The following is a 23,529-nucleotide window of genomic DNA, read 5'->3' as shown; positions in this document are numbered from 1 at the left end:
CGTAGGCAACCCACAGTGAGGAGATACGAGATCTCAGGAATCTCGTGCCCCTCAGGACTTCGGTTCGAACGACTTCGTCAGCGTCCGCCACGTGTTTTTACGAAGCTCGGTGTCCCATTTCGAGCCCTTCGCGGTGTACATGAGCCCATATCCGAGGCTGCCGTTGACGACGAACCCTCGGTCTATCGACCGGTACTGGGTCCCGCCATCCACGTAGGTGAACTCCCAGTCGGCCGTGTTCCAGCCGCGGTAGTCCACCTTCTCTATTCGGATGCGCTTGTACTGCGGCCGCTGCATGAACCGCTCTTGGTTCTTCCAGTCCGCCACCGGGTCGCTCTTGGGCGTCGCGGTCCACCCGACCAGCAGCTTCTGCCCGTCAGGACCGGCGAACCGGGCCCCGGCCGCACTCGTGGACTCGTACTTCCACCCCTTGGGCAGCCCGATCGAGAACCCCTGCCCGCTCTTGTACGTCTCCGCGGCGCCGTCTCCCGAACCACTGCCGGAGTCGTCGTTCGAACCACCGGTCTCGCTCGAAGCGCTCGCGGTCGGCGAACCGCCGGAGTTCACGCCCCCGCCTGCGGAGTCGGTCTTCTCTCCGCTGTCCTTCTCGGCACCGCTCTTCTCGTTACCGCTCTTCTCGTCCTGCTTGGTGTCGCTGCCCGCACTCGCCCCGCTGGACGTCGACTTGTCGTCGCCGCCCTTGTTCTCCTTGCTCCCGGAGTCGTCGCCACTGAGCGTGACGGCGAGGATCGTGCCCAGCACGGCCAGCACGACGACCACGGCGACGATCACCAACGTCCGCCGGGGCACCACATCGATGAGCGACGCCCTGGGCGCGACGGTCCGCGGATGCGTGTCCCCGGCACCACCCGAACCCCCGCCCACCGAACTGAAGTTCACCTCGGAGGCAGCAGAATCCCGCCCCTTGGCCGAACCAGCCGCACCCGAAGAGGCAGAGCGAGGAACAGCAGCCTCAGAGACCGACCCAGAAGCAGCGCCGGCGCCGGCGGAGGAGGGGGAGGGCGAAACGGGGTCGGAGGGAGAGGGAGAGGGAGAGGGGGAGGCCTCAGGAGCGGCCGAGGCCGAAGCTGAGGCCGAGTTCGAAGCCTTGGCAACCTTGCCGTCCGCCCCCGCCGGAGCCGCCGGAGCCGCCGGGGCCGCCGGGGCCTCGGCGCCCTCGGCGTTCGCGGCGCCCTCGGCGTTCGCAGCGTTCGCACCCTTTTCGGCGTCGGCCTTCTCCGCACCGACCTTCTCCGCACCGGCTTTCCCTGCACCGGTCTTCCCTGCACCGGTCTTCCCTGCTCCGGCCTTCCCGGCTGCGGTCTTCCCTGCTGCGGTCACCGCGGCAGCACCCGCTGCCGCTGCGGCAGCGGCAGCACCCTTGCCCTTCCGCACGGAACGCAGGGCGCCGCGGAACCGCTCCACCGGCTCCTCGCCCTTCTTGCTCCCGCCCGCGGCCCTGCCGCCCGAACTCCTCTTCTTGGCAGGGGCGGCGTCCACCGGAAGCTCCGGCAACGGCACGACCTTCGTCACGTCCGGCGGCTCCGGCTCGTCCTCCTTGGGCTCGGGCGCGTGGATCACCTCGGTGAGCATCGCCCGGGCCCCGGCGTCGTCGAGCCGCTGCTCGGGGTCCTTGACGAGCAGCCCGTAGATGACCGTCTCCAGCGGCCCGGCGTTCTTGGGCTGCTCCATCGGCTCCGTCATCACCGCGGTGAGCGTCGCGATGGCGGACCCCTTGTCGTACGGCGGCACGCCTTCCACCGACGCGTACAGCAACCCGCCGAGCGACCAAAGGTCGGCCGCGGGACCGGGCTTGTGCCCACGCGCGCGCTCGGGCGAGATGTACGAGGGCGCGCCGACGAGCATGCCGGTCGAGGTGATGGACGGGTCGCCCTCCACCTGTGCGATACCGAAGTCGGTGAGCACGACCCGGCCGTCCTCGGCGATGAGCACGTTCGACGGCTTCACGTCCCGGTGCAGGATGCCCTCGCGGTGCGCCGAACGCAGCACGTCGAGGATGGCGAGCCCCACCTCGGCCGCACGCTTCGGCGTGAGCAGCCCGTCCTCGCGGATGACCTCGGCGAGCGACTTGCCCTCGACGAGCTCCATCACGATCCACGGCCGGTTGTCCTCGTCGACCACGTCGAAGACCGTCACCGCGCCGTTGTTCCGGATCCGCGCGATGGCCTTGGCCTCACGGAAGGTCCGCGTGATCAGCCGCCGCTTCTCGTCCTCGTCGATCCGCGCCGGCAACCGCAGTTCCTTGACCGCGACCGTCCGGCCCAGCGTCTCGTCCTTGGCCCGCCACACGGTGCCCATACCACCGCGGCCGAGGACTCCTCCCAGCCGGTATCGCCCGGCGAGAAGACGATCGCTCTCGTCCTGCCGGGATGCTCCCGCGCGCTCCGCCTCCGACATGCGTCCCCTCATGCAACCCGCCCTGACAGAGCCTCCATTGTCACCCACCCGACCACCGTCCGACGCCCCGGGTGCCCCCTCGCGGAAGCATTCCTTCCCCGCGCCGCCCCTCACCTGCCCCGCCCGCCACCCGGCCGAGCCCGTCCCTCATGATGAGCGGCGACAAGGAAGGACCTCATGCCGCCTCTGAGGACGCTACTGACTCTTCCTGTGTCCCTGGTTCTCCTTGTCCTGGCCTCGACCACCTCGACAACTCCCGCGCCCCCGGCGGTGGATACCGCCCTCACCCGCCTCGTCACCCAAGGCAGGATCCCGGCCGCCGCCCTGCTGACCGACGAGGGTTCCGGTTCCCACTTCGCCCACGTGGAAGCCCCCACGACAGCCGTCCCGACCGACGCCGCCGGCCCGACCGGCACCGTCCGCCCCGCCGACGGCATCCGCCCGGCCGACGCCATCCGGCCCGCCGACCACTTCCGCGCCGGCAGCATCACCAAGTCGTTCGTCGCGACGGTCGTCCTTCAACTGGCCGCCGAGCACCGTCTGTCCCTGTCCGACTCGGTGGACGCCCATCTGCCGGGCCTGGTGCGCGGCTCGGGCAACGACGGTCGCGCCCTGACCCTGCGCGCCCTGCTCACCCACACCAGCGGCCTCGCCGACTTCACCGCCGACACCAAGGGCACCCTCTCCCTCACGCCTCTCCAGGCCGTCCGTATCGCAATCGCCCACCCCCCGGCCGAGCGCGGCCGCTTCGAGTACTCCAACACCAACTACGTGCTGCTCGGCATGGTCGTCGAGCAGGTCACCGGCCGCTCGTACGCCACCGAGGCCGAGCGCCGCATCATCACTCCCCTCCATCTGACAGGCACCTCGTTCCCAGGCGCCCGTCGCTCCCTGCCGGACCCGCACGGCCGCGCGTACGCCGCCGACGGATCCGATGTCACCGATCTGGACCCGCGCGTGGCCGGCGCGGCGGGCGAGCTGGTCACCACGCTCGCCGACCTGAACCGCTTCTACGCGGCCCTGCTCCGCGGCGACCTGCTGCCGCCCCGCCAACTGCGCGAGATGCTCGACACCAGCACCGCACACGGCTTGTACGGCATGGGCCTCTACTCCGAGAAACTTCCGTGCGGCACCACGGTGTGGGGACACAACGGCCGCATCACCGGCAGCTACGTCCGGACCGCAGCCACTCTCGACGCCCGTCGCGTCCTCACCTTCCGCGTGAACACGGACGCGATCGCAGACCCCGACCTCGAACCGGCGCTGCTCGCCGCCGAGTTCTGCCCCCGCACCCCGTAGAACGACCAGGTCCCGAGCAGAGATCCCAGCCCAGGACACTCGTTCGGGTGACACCCGGGAGACCCCCGCTCGGGCTCCCGGACCGCCACCACAGCCGAACCGCGGCGCGGCCCACACCGCAACCGGACCGCTGCGCTACAACGGCACGATGTCCGGCGCCCCCAGCCGAGCCGCGTCGGCCGTCAGGTCGTCCGGCTGCCGCTGCGACTCCCGCTCCGCCTCCACCCGCTTCTCGTAGTGCTCGACCTCGCGCTCGATCTGGTCCTTGTCCCAGCCCAGCACCGGCGCCATGAGCTCCGCGGCCTCCCGCGCGCTGCGCGTACCCCGGTCGAAGGTCTCGATCGAGATGCGGGTCCGCCGTGTCAGCACGTCGTCGAGGTGCCGTGCCCCCTCGTGCGAGGCGGCGTAGACGATCTCGGCGCGCAGATAGTCCTCGGCGGCGGGCAGCGGTTCGCCCAGCGAGGCGTCCGCGGCGATGAGGTCGAGCAGTTCCTCCGCGAGCGCCCCGTACCGGTTCAACAAGTGCTCCACGCGCACCACATGAAGCCCCGTCCGCGCGGCGATCCGCGCTCGCGCGTTCCACAGCGCCCGGTACCCCTCGGCTCCGATCAGCGGGATGTCCTCGGTGACGCACTCCGCGACCCGCTGGTCGAGCCCGTGCACCGCCTCGTCCACCGCGTCCTTGGCCATCACCCGGTACGTCGTGTACTTGCCGCCCGCCACGACCACGAGCCCCGGCACCGGATGCGCCACGGTGTGCTCGCGCGACAGCTTGCTCGTGGCGTCCGACTCACCGGCGAGCAGCGGCCTCAGCCCCGCGTACACGCCCTCCACGTCATCACGCGTCAGTGGCACCGCGAGCACCGAGTTCACGTGCTCCAGCAGGTAGTCGATGTCCGCGCTGGACGCCGCCGGATGGGCCTTGTCGAGGTCCCAGCCGGTGTCCGTCGTCCCGATGATCCAGTGCCGGCCCCAGGGGATCACGAACAGCACGGACTTCTCCGTACGCAGGATCAGCCCGGTCGTCGAGGTGATCCGGTCCTTCGGTACGACCAGATGGATGCCCTTGGACGCCCGGACGTGGAACTGTCCCCTCTCGCCCACCATCGCCTGCGTGTCGTCCGTCCACACCCCGGTGGCGTTGACGACCTGCTTGGCGCGGATCTCGTACTCCCCGCCCCCTTCGACGTCCTGCACCTTGGCGCCGACGACACGCTCGCCCTCGCGCAGGAAGCCGGTCACGCGCGCGCGGTTGGCGACCTTCGCTCCGTACGCCGCCGCCGTGCGCACCAGGGTCGCCACGTAACGGGCGTCGTCCATCTGCGCGTCGTAGTACTGCAGCGCCCCGACCAGGGCGTCCTTCTTCAGGGCGGGGGCGACACGCAGCGCGTGACGGCGTGACAGGTGACGGTGCATCGGCAGGCCGCGCCCGTGGCCGCGCGCCATCGACATCGCGTCGTAGAGCGCGACGCCCGAACCCGCGTACAACCTCTCCCAGCCCTTGTGCTGCAAGGGATACAGGAAGGCGACGGGCTTCACGAGGTGCGGCGCGAGCCGCTCCAGCAACAGCCCGCGCTCCTTCAGCGCCTCCCGTACGAGCGGGAAGTCGAGCATCTCCAGATAGCGCAGGCCTCCGTGGATCAGCTTGCTCGACCGGCTCGACGTGCCCGACGCCCAGTCACGCGCCTCGACCAGGCCGGTGGACAGGCCGCGGGTCACGGCGTCCAGCGCCGTGCCCGCGCCGACCACGCCTGCTCCCACGACCAGCACATCCAGTTCGTGCTCGGCCATTCCCGCGAGTGACTCGGCGCGCTCCGCCGGTCCCAGTGTCGCTGTCCGCACAGTTGCCTCCCGCTGTCTGTCACGCCGGGCTCACCCGTCCGGCGAGGCCCGGCTCACATCCCCCATGCCCAAATTCTCAACCCGTTGCCCGCCTTCGGCCACCACCAGCCGTCCGCCTGTGGATATCTCTCGGTGACTTCCGGAGAAACACAGCCGAGCAATCCCGCAAATCGGTCATATTTACTCCTAGTCTGACATTGCACTCGCCCGTTCTGTCCACAGGGCTTGCGCCCTTGTCCCCCTTCGGTTATTGGGAAGGACGGCCCACCGCCATGCCCGCAGATCTCGCCGTCATCGGTCTCGGCCAGTTCGGCCTGCCCCTGGCCCAGGCCGCCGTCAGCGCCGGCATCTCCACACTCGGCTACCAGTGCGGCGACCCCGCGCCGCTGGCCGCCGCCGACCTGCGCCGGATGCTCTCGACGGGCTTCCGGCCGGCCACCAACCCGGCCGAACTCGGCCGTGTCCGTACCGCGGTCATCTGCGCGCCGACCCCGCGTGGCGCGGACGGCGCGCTCGACCTGGGCCAACTGGCCGACGCCGCCCGCACCCTGGCCGCACACCTGCGCCCGCACACCACGGTGATCCTGGAGTCACCCGTATACCCGGGTACGACAGAGGAATTCCTCCGTCCGCTCCTCGAAGAGGGATCCGGCCTCCGCGCGGGCCGCGACTTCCACCTCGCGTACTCACCCAGCCGCGTCGACCCGGGCAACCGCGACCACACCCCCGCCAACACCCCGAAGGTCATCGGCGGCCTCACCCCCGCCTGCACCGAGTCGGCCGCCGCCTTCTACGGGCGCCTCACCGACAAGGTGGTACGCGCGCGTGGACCACGGGAAGCGGAGACAGTGCAGCTCCTGGAGACCAACTACCGGCACGTCAACATCGCCCTGGTCAACGAGATGGCGGTCCTCTGCCACGACCTGGGCGTCGACCTGTGGGACGTCATCCGCTGCGCCGAGACCAAGCCGTTCGGCTTCCAGGCCTTCCGCCCCGGCCCCGGCGTCGGCGGCCACGCCGTCCCCCGGGACCTCGCGGGCCCGCGGACCCGCTCCCTGCGCATGGTCGAACTGGCCCAGCAGGTCAACAACCACATGCCCCAGTACGTCATCCAGCGCGCGGCCACGCTCCTCAACGAGCACGGCAAGTCCGCCCGCGGCGCACGCGTGCTCCTCCTCGGCGTCACCTACAAGCCCGACCACGCCGACCAACAGGGCTCCCCCGCCAAGGAGATCGCGACCCGCCTGATGGAACTCGGCGCCGCCGTCAGCTACCACGACCCGCTCGTCCCGTCCTGGAGCATCCTCGACCGCCCGGTCCCCCGCGTGGACTCCCTCTACGAGGCGGCCGCCGACGCGGACCTGACGATCCTGCTCCAGCAGCATCGAACGTACGACCTGCAGGGGCTGTCGGTGAAGGCACAGCTGCTGCTGGACACGCGGGGGGCTACGCCCACGGGGGCGGCGCACAGGTTGTGACCGGGGGCGCGCGGGGCAGTCCCGAGCCTCTGGGGCTGGTGGCACAGAGCGCTCCACGCCGGTACCGTACAAAAGTGGAGGCCACCGCAGCGGACACTGCGGCAGGCTCCAGGATGGTTCACGGAGTGTGCCGCCCCTAGTGTGTGGGGGCGGCCGCTCACAAAAGGTGGAGCCCACCGCAGCGGGTACTGCGGCAGGCTCCAGGATGGTTCACGGAGTGTCCGCCCCTAGTTGTGATGGGGGCGGCCGCTCACCATCCGAAAATTCGCAAGATCCACCTCCTCCGGCACTTCACCGTCCACAGACGGATCCGGTCCCAGCGGGTGGGCTTGCGATGGCGGCCCATGGGCGCCCCCTTCCACGACGCCACCCAGAGGCCCGGTGGGCAGCACGTCGGAACTCGGGCCGGGCCCCGACGGCCGGGGTCCGGAACCATGTCCTTGGAAGGGGGCACCCCACACAACTGGGGCGCCGAACAGGGACGCTATCGCCTCGACACGACCGTCCAGCGCGCATTCGCCCTGAACGCAACCACGCGCCCCCCATCACAAAACGCGCCCCACGAGGCCCAGTTGGGCACACGAAAGGGCCCGGACCACCCCGGCCCGGGCCCCTCGAAGCGCCGTGCGGCTACCGCTTGTGCTGCGAGTCCGCCACCGTGACCTCGACCCGCTGGAACTCCTTGAGCTCGCTGTAGCCGGTCGTGGCCATGGCCCGCCGCAGCGCGCCGAAGAAGTTCATCGAACCGTCAGGCGTGTGCGAGGGTCCGGCGAGGACCTCCTCGATGGTGCCGACCGTGCCGAGGTCGACCTTCTTGCCGCGCGGCAGCTCGTCGTTGACGGCCTCCATGCCCCAGTGGTGACCCCGGCCGGGCGCGTCGGTGGCGCGCGCGAGCGGGGAGCCCATCATCACGGAGTCGGCGCCGCAGGCGATCGCCTTGGGGAGGTCGCCGGACCAGCCGACACCGCCGTCCGCGATCACGTGCACGTACCGCCCGCCGGACTCGTCCATGTAGTCGCGGCGGGCCGCGGCCACGTCGGCGACCGCGGTGGCCATCGGGACCTGGATGCCCAGCACGTTGCGCGTGGTGTGCGCGGCGCCGCCGCCGAAGCCGACGAGGACACCGGCCGCGCCCGTACGCATCAGGTGCAGGGCCGCCGTGTACGTGGCGCAGCCGCCGACGATGACCGGGACGTCCAGCTCGTAGATGAACTGCTTCAGGTTCAGCGGCTCGGAGGCACCGGACACGTGCTCGGCCGACACCGTCGTACCGCGGATGACGAAGATGTCGACGCCCGCGTCCACGACGGCCTTGGAGAACTGGGCGGTGCGCTGCGGGGAGAGCGCTGCCGCGGTGACCACGCCCGAGTCGCGCACCTCCTTGATGCGCTGCCCGATCAGCTCCTCCTTGATGGGAGCCGCGTAGATCTCCTGGAGACGGCGGGTCGCGGAGTCCACGTCCAGCTCCGCGATCTCGTCGAGGAGCGGCTGCGGGTCCTCGTACCTCGTCCAGAGGCCTTCGAGGTTCAGGACGCCCAGGCCGCCCAGCTCGCCGATACGGATGGCGGTGGCCGGCGAGACGACCGAGTCCATGGGGGCGGCCAGGAACGGCAGCTCGAAGCGGTAGGCGTCGATCTGCCAGGCGATCGAGACCTCCTTCGGGTCTCGCGTACGGCGGCTCGGGACGACGGCGATGTCGTCGAAGGCATACGCCCGGCGGCCGCGCTTGCCGCGCCCGATCTCGATCTCAGTCACGTGTGTGGCCTTTCCCTCTTCGCTTCTGCGCCTCCCAGTATCCCCGACACCCATGACGAGGGCGGTCCCGGATGCTCCGGGACCGCCCTCGTCTCAGGTGTCGGCTGGGTGGCGACTACTGGTTACGGCTGTAGTTCGGCGCCTCGACCGTCATCTGGATGTCGTGCGGGTGGCTCTCCTTGAGCCCCGCCGACGTGATCCGTACGAAGCGGCCCTTGGTCTCCATCTCGTCGATGGAGGCGGCGCCGACATAGCCCATGGTCTGGCGCAGACCGCCGACGAGCTGGTGCAGCACGTTGGCCAGCGGGCCGCGGTAGGGCACCTGGCCCTCGATGCCCTCGGGCACGAGCTTGTCGTCGGAGGCGACCTCGGCCTGGAAGTAGCGGTCCTTCGAGTACGACCTGCCCTGGCCGCGGGACTGCATGGCGCCGAGCGAGCCCATGCCGCGGTACGACTTGAACTGCTTGCCGTTGATGAAGAGCAGCTCGCCGGGCGACTCCTCGCAGCCGGCGAGGAGGCTGCCGAGCATCACCGTGTCGGCGCCGGCGGCGAGCGCCTTGCCGATGTCTCCGGAGTACTGCAGTCCGCCGTCGCCGATCACCGGGACGCCCGCGGCGCGGGCCGCGAGGGCGGCTTCGTAGATGGCGGTGACCTGCGGGACGCCGATGCCGGCGACCACGCGGGTGGTACAGATCGAGCCGGGGCCCACGCCCACCTTGACGCCGTCGACACCGGCGTCCACAAGCGCCTGGGCGCCGTCACGGGTGGCGACGTTTCCGCCGATCACGTCGACGCCGACGCTCGACTTGATCTTCGCCATCCAGTTGAGGGCGTTGCTGTTGTGCCCGTGCGAGGTGTCGACGATCAGGAAGTCCGCACCGGCCTCGGCGAGCGCCTGCGCCCGGTCCAGGGCCTCGGGGCTCGCGCCGACCGCGGCACCCACGAGGAGACGGCCCTCGCCGTCCTTGGCCGCGTTCGGGTACTTCTCGGCCTTCACGAAGTCCTTGACCGTGATGAGGCCCTTGAGGATGCCCGCGTCGTCGACCAGCGGAAGCTTCTCGATCTTGTGGCGGCGGAGCAGCTGCATGGCGTCGTTGCCGGAGATGCCGACCTTGCCGGTGACCAGGGGCATCGGGGTCATGACCTCGCGCACCTGACGGGAGCGGTCGGTCTCGAAGGCCATGTCGCGGTTGGTGACGATGCCGAGCAGCTTCTTGTTGCCGTCGGTGACCGGCACGCCGCTGATCCGGAACTTGGCGCACAGGGCGTCGGCCTCGGCGAGCGTCGCGTCCGGGTGCACCGTGATCGGGTCGGTGACCATGCCGGACTCGGAGCGCTTCACGAGGTCGACCTGGTTGACCTGGTCCTCGATGGACAGGTTCCGGTGCAGTACGCCGACACCGCCCTGCCGTGCCATGGCGATCGCCATGCGCGACTCGGTCACCTTGTCCATCGCCGCGGACAGCAGCGGGATGTTCACGCGCACGTTGCGGGAGATCCGGGACGAGGTGTCGACCGCGCCCGGCAGCACCTCGGACGCGCCCGGCAGCAGCAGCACGTCGTCGTAGGTCAGCCCGAGTGTCGCGAACTTCTCGGGCACTCCGTCGACGTTTGCAGTCATGACACCTTCCCCAAATGGCCTTGATCGGTGCGGATGTCCATGCTAACGGGAAGCATGGCTCTCTCATTCCACGGTTACGGGTGCCCCTGGGCTTCGTGGCTTCGTACGTGGAGGACGACCGCCGCGTTCATCCGGCGCCCACCGGCCGGGGGCACGGGCCTTGGGCGGGCCGTGCCCCGCGTCGCCGCCCCACACCTCGCCCGGGACGGCGGAAAAAATTTGCCGTACTCATGAGAAAACCCACCCTGCCGAAAGGGGCCCCGGCGATCCACCGCCCCCGGCGCACCCGACCGTCGGCTTGGCACCGGCCGTCCGGCCGCACGTCGGCTTGGCGCACCGGCCGTGCGACGCGTCCGTCGACTTGACGCACCAGACGCACCAGTCGGCCGACCACACGCCGACCTGGCGCACGCATCCCGACCGCACGCCGACCCGGCGCACCCGTCGTCCAACCGCACGTCGGCCCGGCGCCCCACCCAGAAGCCGCACTCAAAAAGCCGGAGCCCGACCCAAGCGCCACACCCAGGAACCGGAGCCCGACCCAAGCGCCACGCCCCGGAACCAGAGCCCCGCCCAGGCGCCGCGCTCAAGTCGGCGCACCGCCCAGGGTTCGTACTCAGAAGCCCGCCAAGGCCGCCCGCCTACTGCTCCGCCAGTGCCCGCAAACGGCTCAGCGCCCTGTGCTGGGCCACCCGGACCGCGCCCGGTGACATGCCCAGCATCTGGCCCGTCTCCTCGGCCGTGAGGCCCACCGCGATCCTCAGCAGCAGAAGCTCCCGCTGGTTCTCGGGGAGGTTGGCCATGAGCTTCTTGGCCCACTCGGCGTCGCTGCTGAGGAGGGCACGTTCCTCGGGGCCGAGCGAGTCGTCCGGCCGCTCGGGCATCTCGTCCGACGGCACCGCCGTCGAGCCGGGATGGCGCATCGCGGCGCGCTGCAGATCGGCGACCTTGTGCGCGGCGATGGCGAAGACGAAGGCTTCGAAGGGGCGCCCGGTGTCCTTGTACCGCGGCAGTGCGAGGAGCACCGCGACACAGACCTCCTGCGCCAGGTCCTCCACGAAGTGCCGTGCGTCACCCGGCAGTCGGGACAGACGTGTGCGGCAGTAGCGGATCGCGAGGGGATGGACATGGGCGAGCAGGTCGTGCGTGGCCTGCTCGTCTCCGTCGACCGCACGATGGACGAGCGCACCGATTGCCCCTTGGGCAGTGGCCGCCTCGTCGTCACGCATCGGTCCATGGTGCCTTGGCGTCGTCCTGTCCGTGGCACCGCGTCCGTAGTTGTGCACCGAAGCGTTATGAGCAGGTGCGCCGGAACTCATCTCCTGCGCCCTCCCCTCCCGCTCGACCGACTCGTTCCCGAGGAACTCCACACCTCAAGGATGCGGCATCCGCCGGGAAACGGGGATCGGGCGCCCGAACGGCCCATTTCGATCCCCTGTCGGGCCCGGCCCCACCCGCCCTGCGGCGGGCGGGGACACCCGTACCCCCGCGGCGGTTCACCTAGCGGACCAGGCCCCATCGGAACCCGAGCGCCACCGCGTGCGCGCGGTCCGAGGCGCCGAGTTTCTTGAAGAGCCGTCGGGCGTGGGTCTTGACGGTGTCCTCGGAGAGGAACAGCTCACGACCGATCTCCGCGTTCGACCGGCCGTGGCTCATGCCCTCCAGGACCTGGATCTCACGCGCGGTGAGCGTCGGCGCGGCACCCATCTCGGCCGACCGCAGCCTGCGCGGCGCGAGCCGCCAGGTCGGGTCGGCGAGAGCCTGGGTGACGGTCGCACGCAGTTCCGCCCGGGAGGCGTCCTTGTGGAGATAGCCGCGGGCACCGGCGGCGACCGCGAGCGCGACACCGTCCAGATCCTCGGCGACGGTGAGCATGATGATGCGCGCACCGGGGTCGGCGGACAGCAGCCGCCGGACCGTCTCCACGCCGCCCAGACCGGGCATGCGTACGTCCATCAGAATCAGGTCCGAACGGTCGGCACCCCAGCGGCGGAGGACTTCCTCGCCGTTGGCCGCCGTGGTCACGCGCTCTACGCCGGGCACGGTCGCCACCGCACGGCGGAGCGCCTCTCGGGCAAGCGGGGAGTCGTCGCAGACGAGGACGGATGTCATGGCCGTCCTCCGCAGCTGATGCGCGTCACCTTGAGCCTCCAGGCTGGTACGAATCGTCACCTGTGCGGTTGACGCTCTCGGACGCTTGCCCGAGCGCTTGTTCTTTCAACCGCTCCGCACTACCAACGACGGTCACCCGAAAGAGTTACGGGGCGGTGAGCCACGTTCGGCACTCTACGTGAGGGCACGGACACGGTGGAGACACCCACGGCGGACCCTCAAGGTTTCATCACAACCTATGCCCCATTTAGCCGCTTTTCTTCCCATTTACTGGTGTCTGGGGCTAGTTTTGCAATGAGTCATATTTTCATCTCCTTAGATCGTAGATGTACGGTCATGGGCACGTAACCGCCCAGAACGGCTACAAGGGGACAAAGCAATGGCAGATTTCTCCCGCCTTCCCGGACCGAACGCGGATCTGTGGGACTGGCAGCTCCTCGCGGCCTGCCGCGGGGTCGACAGCTCGCTCTTCTTCCACCCCGAGGGCGAGCGCGGTGCGGCACGGAGCGCTCGTGAGAACTCGGCCAAAGAGGTCTGCATGAGGTGCCCGGTACGCGCGGAGTGCGCGGCGCACGCACTGGCGGTGCGCGAGCCGTACGGCGTCTGGGGCGGCCTCACCGAGGACGAGCGCGAGGAACTCATGGGCCGGGCGCGCAACCGCCTGGTCTCGGCGTCGGCGTCGACGTCCGGCGGAGGCACTCCGTCACACCACTGAAGGAACGTTTCTTCGAATGGGCACGCGCGCGTGCCCCTACTTTCCGGCGGGTCAGCGCGCCGCGGCCCGGGCCAGCTGATCCAACGTGGCCGCCACCGCGGGCACCTGGGCGAGGTCCGGCAGCGTGAGCGCGACGATCTCCCGCCGCAAGGCAGGCTCGACCATCACCGTGCGCGCACCCCTGGGGCGTACGGACTCGATGGCGAGCTCCGGCAGGACCGCGACCCCGAGGCCCGCTCCGACCAGGCCGACCACGGCCGGGTAGTCGTCGGTCGCGAAGTCGATACGGGGTGTGAAGCCCGCGCGCTCGCAGACCTCGACCAGCTGGCCGCGGCAGCGGGGGCAGCCGGCGATCCACGGCTCGTCGGCGAGTTCACCGATGGCGACCGTCCGTGCGCGGGCCAGCCGGTGCCCCTCGGGGACCAGGCCCACGATCCGGTCCTTGAGCAGGGGCCGCACCACCAGGTCGTCCCACTCCTCGGCGCCCGCCGCGCCCTCGTACCGGAACGCGAGCGTGACGTCGCAGTCGCCCTCGCGCAGCATCTCGACCGAGCGGGGCGGCTCGGCCTCCTCCAGGGAGACGCGGGTGCCGGGGTGCGCGGCGCGCAGGGCGGCGAGCGCGGCCGGTACGAGCGTGGAGCTGCCGCTGGGGAAGGAGACGAGCCGGACCCGGCCGGCCCGCAGGCCGGCGATCGCGGCGACCTCCTCCTCGGCGGCCGTCAGCCCGGCGATGATGCCCGCGGCATGCCGTACGAGAGCCTCACCGGCCTGGGTCAGTCGCATCTCGCGGCCCGTGCGGATCAGCAGGGGCGTGCCGACGGAGGCTTCGAGGGCCTTCATCTGCTGGCTGACGGCGGGCTGGGTGCAGCCCAGTTCGCGCCCCGCCGCCGAGAAGGAGCCGGTGGCGGCGACGGCGCGCAGCACACGGAGATGACGGGCCTCGATCACCCTCCGAGCATAAGCGAATCTTGGATACGGCGACGAATATCGCGTCGAAGCTTTGGCTCGTACCGTCTAGCGTGCAGTCATGAAGCTTCTGTCTCTGAACCTCGGCCACCCCAAGGCCGTCGACTACACGGACCAGGCGGAGGGCGTGACCGGGATCGACAAACGGCCGGTCGACGGGCCGGTGCGGGTGTCCGCGCCCGGGCCCAAGGGGGTCGGCGCGAGCGGGCTCGCCGGGGACGCGGTGTGCGAGCTGCGGCACCACGGCGGCGATCACCAGGCCGTGTACGCCGTCGCGCGCGAGGACCTCGACGACTGGGAGCGCGAGCTGGGGCGGCCCCTGGCCAGTGGAACGTTCGGGGAGAACCTCACGACCGAGGGCCTCGACGTGTCCGGCGCGCGGATCGGGGAGCGCTGGCGGGTCGGCTCCGAGGTCGTACTCGAAGTCACCTCGGGCCGGATTCCCTGTCTCACCTTCCAGGGCCATCTGGGCGAGAAGGGGTGGGTCAAACGGTTCACCGCGAAGGGCGCGCCCGGTGCGTATCTGCGGGTGATCGAGCCGGGTGAGCTGCGGGCGGGCGACCCGATCGAGATCGTCCACCGGCCCGATCACGAGGTGACCGTCGCCCTCCAGTTCCGCGCCGTCACGACCGAACGGGGCCTGCTGCCAAGGATGTTGGAGGCGGGGGACGCGCTGCACCCGGAGGCGCTGAAGAAGGCGCGGGAGTACGTGGAGAAGTACGGCCGGGACGCGAAGTGAGCCGAGACCGCCGTTCCGCCGGGTGAGTTGGCGGGGCCCGGCACCGGCGGGTGGCCGGCCCGGACACTCCGTGCGAAACCCACCACCGTCCGCCGCCCCGCGAAGGCCCGGGGACGACGGGGCAGTTCGTCGTTGTGGAGGTTGTGGGGAAGGGACAGCCGTCGGGTGCGCTTTCGGGTCGTTCGACGTACGGACAGCATGAGCAAGGTCACTAATCTTGGGCCATGACAACGGCTCTGATTACGGGATCGACCGCGGGCATCGGTGCCGCGTTCGCGCGGCGGCTCTCCTCCGACGGGCACAACCTCGTGCTGGTGGCGCGTGACAAGAAACGGCTCGCCGAGCAGGCGACGGAACTGCACGACCGCCACGGCATCGAGGCGGAGGTGCTGACGGCGGACCTGGCGACGGACGAGGGCATCGAGGCGGTGACCGCCCGCCTCTCGGACCGCAAGCACGCAGTCGACCTGCTGATCAACAACGCCGGCTTCGGCAACAAGGGCCTCTATCTGGACGTACCGATGGCGGACGAGCTGAAGATGCTCAAGGTGCACTGCGAGGCGGTGCTCCGGCTGACGTCGGCGGCGGCCGAGTCCATGCGGGCGCGCGGGCGCGGCGGTGTGGTCAACGTGGCGTCCACGGCCGCGTTCGTGCCGCGCGGTACGTACGGGGCGTCGAAGGCGTGGGTCGTGCAGTTCACGCAGGGCGTGGCGAAGGACCTGTCCGGCAGCGGCGTCCGGCTGATGGCGCTGTGTCCCGGGTTCGTGCGGACCGAGTTCCACGAGCGGGCCGGGATGGGCACGGACAACATCCCGAACTGGATGTGGCTGGACGCCGACAAGGTGGTCACGGCCGCGCTCGCCGACCTGGCGCGGGGCAAGTCGCTGTCCATTCCGGACCCGCGCTACAAGGCCCTGATGGGTGTCGCGAAGGTGACACCCAGGGCGCTGCTCAGCGGGATCACCTCGAAGACGGGGCGGAAGTACGGGCCGAAGTGAGCCCGGTGGTGGGCGGTGACGCGGACGGGCACTTAGGCGACGGCAGAGGCGGCGCGGAAACAGGCACGAGCACGGGCAGAGACACAGCCACAGACACAGCCACAGACGGAATCCCCTTCGGCCGAATACGGCTGGAGGGGATTTTCACTAAAATGGGCGTATTCAACCGGACTCGAAGTGCCGGGAGGCGGCGCCATGACTTTCGTGCAGCTGATCGACTGCAAGACCAGCCGGATCGACGAGATGAACCGGCTGATGGACACCTGGGTCGAACAGACCAAGGGCAAGCGGACCGCGACGCACAACGTGATCGGGAAGGACCGGCACGACGCGTCGCACTTCATCGAGATCGTGGAGTTTCCGTCGTTCGAGGAGGCGATGCGGAACTCGAACCTTCCGGAGACCGACCGGATCTTCCGGGAGATGGTGGCGCTCTGTGACGAAATGCCGACGTTCACGGATCTGGAGGTGGTGCGGGACGAGCGGCTCTACAAGGCCAGCGTCCGCAATCTCTTCGGACTGCTCGCCGGGAAGGGCACTCTGCCGTCGTGGGACGAGACCGTCGCGGAGAACTACCACGACCATGATCCGTCCAACGAGCAGGACGTGATCGGGATGGACGCCATGCGCCGCGAGGTGGAGATGTGGCGGGCCGGTTTCGACTTCGCGTTCACCATCGAGGACCAGATCTCCGACGGCGACCGGGTCTGTACGCGCTGGACCTGGAACGGCACCCACAAGGGTGACTTCATGGGGATACCGGCCGACGGCAAGCAGGTCACCATGACCGGCATGACCATTCACCGGTGCCGCGAGGACGGCAAGGTCGCCGAGGGGTGGTGGCAGTACGACCGGCTGGGGCTGATGGACCAGCTCGGGGCGCTGGACCAGCTGGAGGTCTGACCGCGCCGGGCCGCGGCGACGACAGCACGAAGGCCCGGCACCCCTCGACACGGGGTACCGGGCCTTCGCCGGGCGCCTACAGGGACGTACGCCCCTTCGGGCTGCCCGAAAGCGGCTTACGCCCAGTGGGCTCGTGCCTAGTGGGAGTGGCCGTGACCGCCGTGGCCCGCGTCGCCCTCTTCCTCGGCCGGCTTCTCGACGACCAGGGTCTCGGTCGTGAGGAGCAGGGAGGCGATGGAGGCGGCGTTCTCCAGGGCGGAGCGGGTGACCTTGACCGGGTCGATGACGCCGGCCTTGACCAGGTCGCCGTACTCGCCGGTCGCGGCGTTGAAGCCCTGGCCCTTGTCGAGCTCGGCGACCTTGGAGGTGATGACGTAACCCTCCAGGCCGGCGTTCTCGGCGATCCAGCGCAGCGGCTCGACGGCGGCCTTGCGGACGACGGCCACACCGGTGGCCTCGTCGCCGGTCTTGCCGAGGTTGCCCTCGAGGACCTTCACGGCGTGGACGAGCGCGGAGCCACCACCGGAGACGATGCCCTCCTCGACCGCGGCGCGGGTCGCGGAGATGGCGTCCTCCAGACGGTGCTTCTTCTCCTTGAGCTCCACCTCGGTGGCGGCGCCGACCTTGATGACGCACACGCCGCCGGCCAGCTTCGCGAGGCGCTCCTGGAGCTTCTCGCGGTCCCAGTCGGAGTCGGTGTTCTCGATCTCGGCCTTGATCTGGTTGACACGGCCGGCCACGGCGCCGGTGTCGCCACCGCCGTCGACGATGACCGTGTCGTCCTTCGAGATGGTGACGCGGCGGGCGGTGCCCAGCACGTCGAGGCCGACCTGGTCGAGCTTGAGGCCGACCTCCTCGGCGATGACCTCGGCGCCGGTAAGCGCGGCCATGTCACCGAGCATCGCCTTGCGGCGGTCACCGAAGCCGGGGGCCTTCACGGCGACGGCGTTGAACGTGCCGCGGATCTTGTTCACGACCAGGGTCGACAGGGCCTCGCCCTCGACGTCCTCGGCGATGATCAGCAGCGGCTTGGAGGCGTTGGTCTGGATGACCTTCTCCAGCAGCGGCAGCATGTCCTGGATGGAGGAGATCTTGCCCTGGTGGATCAGGATGTACGGGTCGTCCAGGACGGCTTCCATGCGCTCCTGGTCCGTCACGAAGTACGGCGACAGGTAGCCCTTGTCGAAGGCCATGCCCTCGGTGAAGTCCAGCTCCAGACCGAAGGTGTTGGACTCCTCGACGGTGATGACACCGTCCTTGCCGACCTTGTCCATCGCCTCGGCGATGAGCTCGCCGACCTGGCTGTCCTGGGCGGACAGACCGGCGACGGCGGCGATGTCGGACTTCTCGTCGATCGGGCGCGCGGTCGCGAGGAGCTCCTCGGAGACCGCGGCGACGGCCGCGTCGATGCCCTTCTTCAGGAGGGCGGGGGACGCGCCGGCGGCGACGTTCTTCAGGCCCTCGCGGACGAGCGCCTGGGCCAGCACGGTGGCGGTGGTCGTACCGTCACCCGCGATGTCGTTGGTCTTGGTCGCCACCTCCTTCACCAGCTGGGCGCCGAGGTTCTCGTACGGGTCGTCGAGCTCGACCTCGCGGGCGATCGTGACACCGTCGTTGGTGATGGTGGGTGCGCCGAACTTCTTGTCGATGACGACGTTGCGGCCCTTGGGGCCGATCGTCACCTTGACCGTGTCGGCAAGCTTGTTGACGCCGCGCTCGAGGGCGCGACGGGCGTCCTCGTCGAACTTCAGGATCTTCGCCATGGGAGCGGTTCAGCCCTCTCGGAAAACGTGGGTGAAACGAACCGCGCCCCCGACGCCCGGCTTCATAAGGTCGCGGGGGCCAGGGGCGCAGTTCACTGCAATGCTGGTAATGCCGGGAATGCTGGTGGTGCCGGGTGAACTACTTCTCGACGATCGCGAGCACGTCGCGAGCCGAGAGGACGAGGTACTCCTCGCCGTTGTACTTCACCTCGGTGCCGCCGTACTTGCTGTACAGCACGACATCGCCGGTCTTGACGTCGAGCGGAAGACGCTCGCCGTTCTCGAAGCGGCCCGGGCCCACGGCCAGGACGACGCCCTCCTGGGGCTTCTCCTTGGCGGTGTCCGGGATGACCAGGCCAGAGGCCGTGGTCTGCTCGGCGTCGAGCGGCTGGACCACAATGCGGTCCTCGAGCGGCTTGATGGCAACCTTGGAGCTGGTGGTCGTCACGATCCGACCTCCCCCTTCGGAGATCTCACGGGGTTAACTGTCTGAGGTGGCGACCAGGTGGATCCGTCGTCGCGGGTGCCGGACCTGCCCGTCGCTATTGGCACTCTCCTGCGGTGAGTGCCAGGCCTGAGACTATGACTGCGATTAGCACTCGGTCAAGCGGAGTGCCAATTACCTCCGGCGGTCAGGGGGTGTTCGGCGCCCGGTGCCAGGGGTGAACGCCCCTGGGGGCTGCGCCCCCAGACCCCCCTTTCGGCCTGAACGGCCTCGTCCTCAAACGCCGGACGGGCTGAGGGCTACAGGTAATCCTCCAGCCGCGCCACCGTGAACCCCTCCCCCTGGATGCGCTTCAGCATGGTGGTCGTCGCGTCGGTGAGAGTCGTGCCGTTCTCGCCTTCCGGGCAGTGCAGGATGTCGCCCGGGGCGAGGTGGTCGGGGTCGCGCCAGAGGACGATGGCGGACAGTCCGCAGTCGGCGGCCGCGCGCAGGGTGTCGGTGTTGTAGTCGTCGTAGGGCGGGCGGAAGAGCCGGGGGCGGATGCCGAAGCGCTGCTTGAGCTTCTCCTGCTGGCCGCAGATCTCGGCGCGCTGGCCGGCGTACGGGAGTCCCGGCAGGTACGGGTGGTCGAGCGTGTGGTTCTGTACGGTCGCGCCGACCGCGCGGAGCCTGCCGAAGTGGGCGTACCCCGGCCCGACGACACTGTCCGTGAGGAACATCGTGACCGGCAGCCGCAGTTCACGGACCATGTCGACGAACTGCGGGTCCTTCTCGGCGCCGTCGTCGAAGGTCAGGAAGACGACCCGGTCGCGGGTGCGGACGCGGTCGACGACGGGCGGCAGGCCCGGTCCCGCGGTGCGGGCGGAGGGCCGCCGGTCGGGCGGCTTCGGCGCCGGGGCCAGCGGAGCGGTCAGACCCCAGCGGCGGTACGGGTCCTCGGTGGGGCCGTACGTGCGTACCTTCTGCGCGGCCTTCTTGCCCAGCCGCTCGATGGGGTCCACGGACTGGGCGCAGCCGGCCAGGCAGACCAGGCCCGCGAGCAGTGCCGCGGCGGCGGCCGGCCGCTTCCTCACAGGTAGTCCTCGATGCGTGCCACCGCGTACCCCTTGTCCGTGACCAGCTTCAGGAACCGTCGGACCATGTCCGGCATCGTGCCCTTCCAATGCTCCTTGCCGCGGAAGTGGCTGAGAACGATGTCGCCGGGGTGGAGGTCCCGGTCCAACTCGCGGTAGTCCCAGCGGTCGACGAAGACCTCCTCGTTCCACAGCGGGGCCGCCTTGATGCCGCAGGCCCTGGCCGCGCGCAGGGTGTCCTCGTTGTAGTTGCCGAAGGGCGGGCGGAAGAGGGCCGGGCGCTTGCCGTAGCGCTTCTCGATCACGTCCTGCATGCCGCAGATCTCGCTCTTCTGCCGTTCGTAGGAAAGGTTCGGCATATAGCGGTGGTTGAGGGTGTGGTTGTTCAGGACCACGCCCTTGTCCCGCATCTGCTTGAAGTAGCCGTAGTCATCTTTGACCAGGTAGTCGCTCAGGAAGGCCGTGTACGGGACCTTCAGCTCGCTCATCATCCGCAGGAACGCCGGGTCCTTCTCGGCGCCGTCGTCGATCGTGAGGAAGACGACCTTGTCCTTGGTGGGAATCGTGGTGAAGACGGGCGGCAGGCCCTCGTGGTCGTCCACCTCGAAGCCCTTGCGGGTGCTGATGTCGGGCTTCTTGCCGGGAGCGGGGGGTGCGGGCAGTGGGGGCTTGGCCAGCCCCCACTTCTTCGCCGCGGTGGCGCGGGCGCGCTGCTCCTGGCGCAGCTTGGTGGCGTACGTGTCCATGGCTCGGGCCGGTGGGGCCTTCAGGAGTTGCTGGCCTGGGGCGGGCTTGACAGTGGTGGGGGTTGCTTCAGCGCAGCCGGCCGCGAGGGCGGTGACGGTCAGTAGCGTGACTGCGGTGCGTGAGAGGTTTCTATAATTTTGTCGCACAAGTCGCATAGGTCCGGATACTCACAGGTCAGACCCCTCACCAGGCGTCGACACCGCCGTCCGGACCTTGCCGTCCACCGACTGGCCCACAATGGGTCGGTGAACGACCTCGATCCCCTCTCCTCATTCGCCGCCCTGCTCACCGACCGAGGGCGTGCCCTGCTCGACGAGGTGCGGGACACCGAACCCGCCCAGGAGCTGGCCGTCGCCACCCGGCTGCGGCGGGAGCATCCTGTCGGGCTCGTGTCGGCGGCGCTCGGGCAGGCGCGGTTGCGGCAGCGGGCCGTGGCGAAGTTCGGCGCGGCGGACGCGGGGCGGATGTACTTCACGCCGAACGGGGTGGAGCAGTCGACCCGGGCGAGCGTCGCCGCGTACCGGGCCCGGCGTTTCCAGGAGCTCGGCGTGCGGTCCGTGGCGGATCTGTGCTGCGGGATCGGCGGTGACGCGATCGCGCTCGCCCGGGCCGGGATCCGGGTGCTCGCCGTCGACCGGGACCCGCTGACGGCGGCCGTGGCGCGGGCGAACGCCGAGGCGCTCGGGCTCGGCGAGCTCTTCGAGGTGCGCGAGGCGGATGTCACGGAGGTCGAGACGGCCGCGTACGACGCCGTGTTCGTGGATCCGGCGCGGCGGGGCGGGCGTGGGCGCGTCTTCGATCCCGAGGCCTATTCGCCGCCGCTGTCGTGGGCCGTGCGGACCGCTCTCGAAGCGCCGCTCGCCGCGCTGAAGATCGCGCCCGGGATTCCGCACGAGACCGTCCCCGCCGAGGCCGGGGCCGAGTGGATCTCGGACTCCGGGGACGTGAAGGAGGCCGTGCTGTGGTTCGGCACGGGCGAGGCCGGGTCCGTACGCGCGACTCTGCTGCCCGGGCCGCGGACCCTCGTCGGCCGGGGGCTGCCCGATCCCCAAGTGCGGCCTCTGGGGCGGTACTTGTACGAGCCCGACGGAGCCGTCGTCCGGGCGCATCTGGTCGCGGAGGTCGCCGAGGAGCTGGACGGCGGCGGGCTGGTCGACGAGACCATCGCCTACGTCACCGCGGACTCGCTGAAGGCCACGCCCTACGCCACCGCTTACGAGATCACCGACCAACTCCCCTTCGGCGTGAAGAAGTTGAAGGCGCTGCTGCGGGAACGCGGGGTCGGTGTCCTCACCGTCAAGAAGCGTGGCTCGGCCGTCGAGCCGGAGGAGCTGCGGCGCAAGGTGAAGCCGCAGGGGCCCAACTCGGCGACCGTGTTCCTGACCCGGGTGAAGGGCGCCCCGACCATGCTGCTGGGGCACCCCGCACCCGCGTAACCGCTTCTGACCATCCGACAACCGCCGTAGCTAGCCGTCCAGTTGATCCAGGGTCGCGTTCGACGGGCCCCTGCGGGACTGCTCGTCGCGGGCCACGTCCTCCGCGGCGCCCAGCACCCGGACCGCGTTCTGCCAGGTCAGCTTGGCGAGGTCGGTGGACGACCAGCCGCGGTCCAGGAGTTCCGCGATGAGGTTCGGGTAGCCGGAGACGTCGCCGAGGCCGTCGGGCGTGAACGCCGTGCCGTCGTAGTCGCCGCCGATGCCGATGTGGTCGACGCCCGCGACCTCGCGCATGTGGTCGAGGTGGTCGGCGACCGTCGGGACGGTCGCGACGGGGCGGGGGTTGGACTCCTCGAAGAGGCGGTGGACCTTCATCGCCTCGGTGGTCGTGTCGAGGTGGTGGAAGCCCTGCTCGCGCATGTTCTCGTCGGCGGCCTCCGTCCAGTCGACGGCGGCCTGGAGGACGAACTTCGGCACGAAAGTCACCATCGCCACACCGCCGTTGGCGGGCAGGCGCTCCAGCACGTCGTCCGGGATGTTGCGCGGGTGGTCGCAGATCGCGCGCGAGGACGAGTGGGAGAAGATCACCGGCGCGACGGACGTGTCCAGCGCGTCCCGCATCGTCGTGGCGGCCACGTGGGAGAGGTCCACGAGCATGCCCAGGCGGTTCATCTCCCGTACGACCTCGTGGCCGAAGGGCGACAGGCCGCCGACGGACGGCTTGTCCGTCGCCGAGTCCGCCCACGCGATGTTGTCGTTGTGGGTGAGGGTCATGTAGCGGACCCCCAGCTCGTACAACCCGCGCAGGGTGGCGAGGGAGTTGTCGATCGAGTGACCGCCCTCGGCACCCATCAGCGAGGCGATACGGCCCTCGCCGCGGGCCGTCTCCATGTCGGCGGCCGTCAGCGCGGCGCGCAGGTCGGCGGGGTAGCGCGCGATCAACTGCCGTACGCAGTCGATCTGTTCGAGCGTCGCCGTCACCGCGCCGGGCAGGTCGGAGCGCACGTACACCGACCAGAACTGCGCGCCGACACCGCCCGCGCGCAGCCGTGCCAGGTCCGTGTGCAGATGGGCACTCTGGTCGACGGCGATGTCACGGGCGTCGAGGTCGTAGCGGACCTGCTCGCGCAGCGCCCAGGGGAGGTCGTTGTGGCCGTCGACGACGGGGTGGTCGGCGAGCAGGGCGCGGGCGCGGTCCAGGGAGTCCTCAGTAGGCACG

At 70.0% G+C, this 23,529-nt stretch carries 19 protein-coding genes; 7 read left to right on the top strand and 12 right to left on the bottom strand.

All coding sequences use genetic code 11. The features are described 5' to 3' along the window. Positions 1-51 precede the first annotated feature (51 nt). Complete coding sequence (locus ACH4YP_RS05605) at positions 52-2,418, bottom strand: serine/threonine-protein kinase (RefSeq protein WP_398489539.1); 2,367 nt, start codon at positions 2,416-2,418, stop codon at positions 52-54. Between the two features lie 177 nt (positions 2,419-2,595). On the opposite strand from ACH4YP_RS05605, the gene ACH4YP_RS05600 reads away from it, so the two are divergent. Next, positions 2,596-3,717, top strand: coding sequence for a serine hydrolase domain-containing protein (locus ACH4YP_RS05600; RefSeq protein WP_398489538.1), 1,122 nt, complete (start codon positions 2,596-2,598; stop codon positions 3,715-3,717). Positions 3,718-3,852: 135 nt separating this feature from the next. On the opposite strand, the gene ACH4YP_RS05595 is transcribed toward ACH4YP_RS05600, so the two are convergent. Then, the gene (locus tag ACH4YP_RS05595) at positions 3,853-5,559 is read right to left on the bottom strand and encodes a glycerol-3-phosphate dehydrogenase/oxidase (RefSeq protein WP_361053978.1); all 1,707 of its coding nucleotides are present in this window, start codon (positions 5,557-5,559) and stop codon (positions 3,853-3,855) included. Positions 5,560-5,831: 272 nt separating this feature from the next. On the opposite strand from ACH4YP_RS05595, the gene ACH4YP_RS05590 reads away from it, so the two are divergent. Then, entirely contained in the window at positions 5,832-7,037 is a 1,206-nt protein-coding gene (locus ACH4YP_RS05590; RefSeq protein WP_326759670.1) for a nucleotide sugar dehydrogenase, read from the top strand. A 630-nt stretch (positions 7,038-7,667) separates the two neighbouring features. Here ACH4YP_RS05590 and ACH4YP_RS05585 read toward each other — a convergent pair. From ACH4YP_RS05585 to ACH4YP_RS05570, 4 genes are all read right to left on the bottom strand, one after another. Continuing rightward, positions 7,668-8,792 carry a GuaB3 family IMP dehydrogenase-related protein gene (locus ACH4YP_RS05585; RefSeq protein WP_143639123.1) on the bottom strand — a complete coding sequence of 375 codons (1,125 nt, stop codon included), beginning with the start codon at positions 8,790-8,792 and terminating at the stop codon, positions 7,668-7,670. A gap of 115 nt (positions 8,793-8,907) precedes the next feature. Next, positions 8,908-10,413, bottom strand: a complete 1,506-nt coding sequence (gene guaB, locus ACH4YP_RS05580; protein ID WP_361053974.1) for an IMP dehydrogenase — start codon at positions 10,411-10,413, stop codon at positions 8,908-8,910. A gap of 641 nt (positions 10,414-11,054) precedes the next feature. Further along, positions 11,055-11,642, bottom strand: coding sequence for a sigma-70 family RNA polymerase sigma factor (locus ACH4YP_RS05575; RefSeq protein ID WP_055612680.1), 588 nt, complete (start codon positions 11,640-11,642; stop codon positions 11,055-11,057). Positions 11,643-11,913: 271 nt separating this feature from the next. Beyond that, positions 11,914-12,525 carry a response regulator transcription factor gene (locus ACH4YP_RS05570; RefSeq protein WP_003948568.1) on the bottom strand — a complete coding sequence of 204 codons (612 nt, stop codon included), beginning with the start codon at positions 12,523-12,525 and terminating at the stop codon, positions 11,914-11,916. Between the two features lie 379 nt (positions 12,526-12,904). Here ACH4YP_RS05570 and ACH4YP_RS05565 point away from each other — a divergent pair, with 379 nt between their 5' ends. Next, positions 12,905-13,240, top strand: coding sequence for a WhiB family transcriptional regulator (locus ACH4YP_RS05565; RefSeq protein WP_189837172.1), 336 nt, complete (start codon positions 12,905-12,907; stop codon positions 13,238-13,240). Between the two features lie 51 nt (positions 13,241-13,291). On the opposite strand, the gene ACH4YP_RS05560 is transcribed toward ACH4YP_RS05565, so the two are convergent. After that, positions 13,292-14,188: a LysR family transcriptional regulator gene (locus tag ACH4YP_RS05560; protein ID WP_398489534.1), complete on the bottom strand. Its 897-nt coding sequence runs from the start codon at positions 14,186-14,188 to the stop codon at positions 13,292-13,294. A gap of 79 nt (positions 14,189-14,267) precedes the next feature. On the opposite strand from ACH4YP_RS05560, the gene ACH4YP_RS05555 reads away from it, so the two are divergent. From ACH4YP_RS05555 to ACH4YP_RS05545, 3 genes are all read left to right on the top strand, one after another. Continuing rightward, a complete protein-coding gene (locus ACH4YP_RS05555) occupies positions 14,268-14,945 on the top strand; it encodes an MOSC domain-containing protein (protein WP_398489532.1) in 678 nt (225 codons plus the stop codon). A gap of 224 nt (positions 14,946-15,169) precedes the next feature. Beyond that, entirely contained in the window at positions 15,170-15,943 is a 774-nt protein-coding gene (locus tag ACH4YP_RS05550; RefSeq protein WP_361053963.1) for an SDR family oxidoreductase, read from the top strand. A gap of 195 nt (positions 15,944-16,138) precedes the next feature. Continuing rightward, positions 16,139-16,846 carry an ester cyclase gene (locus ACH4YP_RS05545; protein ID WP_361053960.1) on the top strand — a complete coding sequence of 236 codons (708 nt, stop codon included), beginning with the start codon at positions 16,139-16,141 and terminating at the stop codon, positions 16,844-16,846. Positions 16,847-16,983: 137 nt separating this feature from the next. Here the strand turns inward: ACH4YP_RS05545 and groL are convergent, their stop codons facing one another. From groL to ACH4YP_RS05525, 4 genes are all read right to left on the bottom strand, one after another. After that, the gene (groL, locus tag ACH4YP_RS05540) at positions 16,984-18,609 is read right to left on the bottom strand and encodes a chaperonin GroEL (RefSeq protein WP_361053957.1); all 1,626 of its coding nucleotides are present in this window, start codon (positions 18,607-18,609) and stop codon (positions 16,984-16,986) included. A 139-nt stretch (positions 18,610-18,748) separates the two neighbouring features. Beyond that, complete coding sequence (gene groES / locus ACH4YP_RS05535; protein ID WP_015035628.1) at positions 18,749-19,057, bottom strand: co-chaperone GroES; 309 nt, start codon at positions 19,055-19,057, stop codon at positions 18,749-18,751. A 296-nt stretch (positions 19,058-19,353) separates the two neighbouring features. Beyond that, positions 19,354-20,127 carry a polysaccharide deacetylase family protein gene (locus ACH4YP_RS05530; protein WP_398489530.1) on the bottom strand — a complete coding sequence of 258 codons (774 nt, stop codon included), beginning with the start codon at positions 20,125-20,127 and terminating at the stop codon, positions 19,354-19,356. Next, on the bottom strand, positions 20,124-21,029 hold the full coding sequence (locus ACH4YP_RS05525) for a polysaccharide deacetylase family protein (RefSeq protein WP_361053952.1): 906 nt from the start codon (positions 21,027-21,029) through the stop codon (positions 20,124-20,126). The genes ACH4YP_RS05530 and ACH4YP_RS05525 overlap by 4 nt, the downstream gene beginning before the upstream one ends. 90 nt (positions 21,030-21,119) lie before the next feature. On the opposite strand from ACH4YP_RS05525, the gene ACH4YP_RS05520 reads away from it, so the two are divergent. Next, positions 21,120-22,310: a methyltransferase domain-containing protein gene (locus ACH4YP_RS05520; RefSeq protein ID WP_398489528.1), complete on the top strand. Its 1,191-nt coding sequence runs from the start codon at positions 21,120-21,122 to the stop codon at positions 22,308-22,310. Positions 22,311-22,340: 30 nt separating this feature from the next. Here ACH4YP_RS05520 and ACH4YP_RS05515 read toward each other — a convergent pair whose 3' ends face one another. Further along, positions 22,341-23,528: a dipeptidase gene (locus ACH4YP_RS05515; protein ID WP_361053946.1), complete on the bottom strand. Its 1,188-nt coding sequence runs from the start codon at positions 23,526-23,528 to the stop codon at positions 22,341-22,343. Position 23,529: the final 1 nt, after the last annotated feature.

The sequence above is a fragment of the Streptomyces sp. NPDC020747 genome (assembly GCF_044334695.1).
GTDB lineage: Bacteria > Actinomycetota > Actinomycetes > Streptomycetales > Streptomycetaceae > Streptomyces.
Note: the sequence above shows the minus strand (reverse complement) of the source record. Positions and strands in the feature narration are given on the sequence as shown.

What these genes read in the sequence shown, in the direction of transcription:
- ACH4YP_RS05575 (WP_055612680.1), bottom strand. Translation starts at nt 11,642, where the DNA reads ATGCGTGACGACGAGGCGGCCACTGCCCAAGGGGCAATCGGTGCGCTC.
- guaB (WP_361053974.1), bottom strand. Translation starts at nt 10,413, where the DNA reads ATGACTGCAAACGTCGACGGAGTGCCCGAGAAGTTCGCGACACTCGGG.
- groL (WP_361053957.1), bottom strand. Translation starts at nt 18,609, where the DNA reads ATGGCGAAGATCCTGAAGTTCGACGAGGACGCCCGTCGCGCCCTCGAG.
- ACH4YP_RS05545 (WP_361053960.1), top strand. Translation starts at nt 16,139, where the DNA reads ATGACTTTCGTGCAGCTGATCGACTGCAAGACCAGCCGGATCGACGAG.
- ACH4YP_RS05525 (WP_361053952.1), bottom strand. Translation starts at nt 21,029, where the DNA reads ATGCGACTTGTGCGACAAAATTATAGAAACCTCTCACGCACCGCAGTC.
- ACH4YP_RS05555 (WP_398489532.1), top strand. Translation starts at nt 14,268, where the DNA reads ATGAAGCTTCTGTCTCTGAACCTCGGCCACCCCAAGGCCGTCGACTAC.
- ACH4YP_RS05600 (WP_398489538.1), top strand. Translation starts at nt 2,596, where the DNA reads ATGCCGCCTCTGAGGACGCTACTGACTCTTCCTGTGTCCCTGGTTCTC.
- ACH4YP_RS05605 (WP_398489539.1), bottom strand. Translation starts at nt 2,418, where the DNA reads ATGTCGGAGGCGGAGCGCGCGGGAGCATCCCGGCAGGACGAGAGCGAT.
- ACH4YP_RS05590 (WP_326759670.1), top strand. Translation starts at nt 5,832, where the DNA reads ATGCCCGCAGATCTCGCCGTCATCGGTCTCGGCCAGTTCGGCCTGCCC.
- ACH4YP_RS05550 (WP_361053963.1), top strand. Translation starts at nt 15,170, where the DNA reads ATGACAACGGCTCTGATTACGGGATCGACCGCGGGCATCGGTGCCGCG.
- ACH4YP_RS05570 (WP_003948568.1), bottom strand. Translation starts at nt 12,525, where the DNA reads ATGACATCCGTCCTCGTCTGCGACGACTCCCCGCTTGCCCGAGAGGCG.
- ACH4YP_RS05565 (WP_189837172.1), top strand. Translation starts at nt 12,905, where the DNA reads ATGGCAGATTTCTCCCGCCTTCCCGGACCGAACGCGGATCTGTGGGAC.